The sequence below is a fragment of the Parendozoicomonas verongulae genome (assembly GCF_009711465.1).
GTDB classification, from domain to species: Bacteria; Pseudomonadota; Gammaproteobacteria; order Pseudomonadales; family Endozoicomonadaceae; genus Sansalvadorimonas; species Sansalvadorimonas verongulae.
In genome coordinates, this window is sequence record NZ_SMME01000541.1 from 1 (window position 1) to 1,286 (window position 1,286).

Annotated in this window: 1 pseudogene; it reads left to right on the forward strand. The window is 52.2% G+C overall.

Annotated features, from left to right (window positions below):
• Positions 1-8: 8 nt before the first annotated feature.
• Positions 9-1,079: pseudogene (gene tnpC / locus E1189_RS24715) on the forward strand (IS66 family transposase).
• The last annotated feature ends 207 nt before the right edge of the window (positions 1,080-1,286 follow it).

Consider the following 1,286-nt stretch of genomic DNA (forward strand, 5'->3'; position numbering starts at 1 on the left):
CCCCCAGGATGCCCATCCCCAAAAGCTTCTCAACCCCCGGCCTTCTGGCCTGGGTGGTTATCAGCAAATACTGTGACGCTCTGCCCCTGTACCGGCAGGAGTTTATCCTCAACCGCATGGGTGTGGAGATCCGTCGTACGACCATGGCCGAATGGATGATCCGCGTTTCTCAGCTGCTGAAGCCACTTTATAAAGCCCTGCAGCAGCACCTGATCAAACAACCCGCTTTGCAGGCGGATGAAACACCGGTGCAGGTACTGAACGAACCCGACCGGGATGCCCAGAACAAGTCGTATATGTGGCTGTATCGCACAACCGGGCAGTTGGGTTCACCGGTGGTGTTGTATGACTATCAGCCCGGGCGTGGGCATGAATATCCGCTGGCGTTTCTGGAAGGCTTTACCGGAGACCTGCAGTGTGACGGCATGAAAGGCTATGAAGCGCTGAGGAACAAATAGCCCGGCATCGAGCTGGTCGCGTGTATGGCTCACATACGCCGGAAGTTCATGGAAGCTCTGAAGGCCATTCCGACAAAGAAAGGCCCGGCGCCACAAACACCCAGTAAACCGGCCCAGGCTCTCGCGCTTATAAGGACGCTGTACGCCATAGAAAAGCGGATCAAGGATAAAACGACAGAAGAGCGCTTCCAGATCCGGCAAGAAGAAAGTCGCCCGGTGATGGACAAACTGAAAATCTGGCTGGATCGGCAACAATCACGGGTGCCGCCAAAAAGCTTATTGGGTAAAGCTATAACCTACGCCCAGAACCAGTGGAAAAACATGAGCCGCTATCTGGAAAGTGGTCTTGTGGATATCGATAACAATGCGGCAGAGCGCGCTATCAAACCCTTCGTTATCGGGCGGAAGAACTGGCTCTTCAGTCAGTCGGTGAACGGTGCACGGGCCAGTGCGATACTCTACAGTCTGGTAGAAACTGCGAAAGCCAATGGTCTGGAGCCTTATGCCTGGTTCCGGTACGTACTGACGCAACTCCCCCAGCTAGAAAAAGAGGCTGATGTGAGCCACCTGCTGCCAATCAATCTCACTGCTGAGGACTTGAAAATACCTGCGTCATACTGATAAGGGAAGATGGGGTTCCCCGTCCGCTTACATAAATACTTGCAGAAATAACTGCCGCAATGGCAGTAGGCAGCAAAGCTTTTTGGAATCTCATTTGAAAACCTTGTGTGAGAGGTATTTGTTTTACTTGTGCCACACGGATACTAATAAGAGAAAAAAACCTTTCGATAGGTACAAACAACACCCTACACTTCCATCAAATGAAGC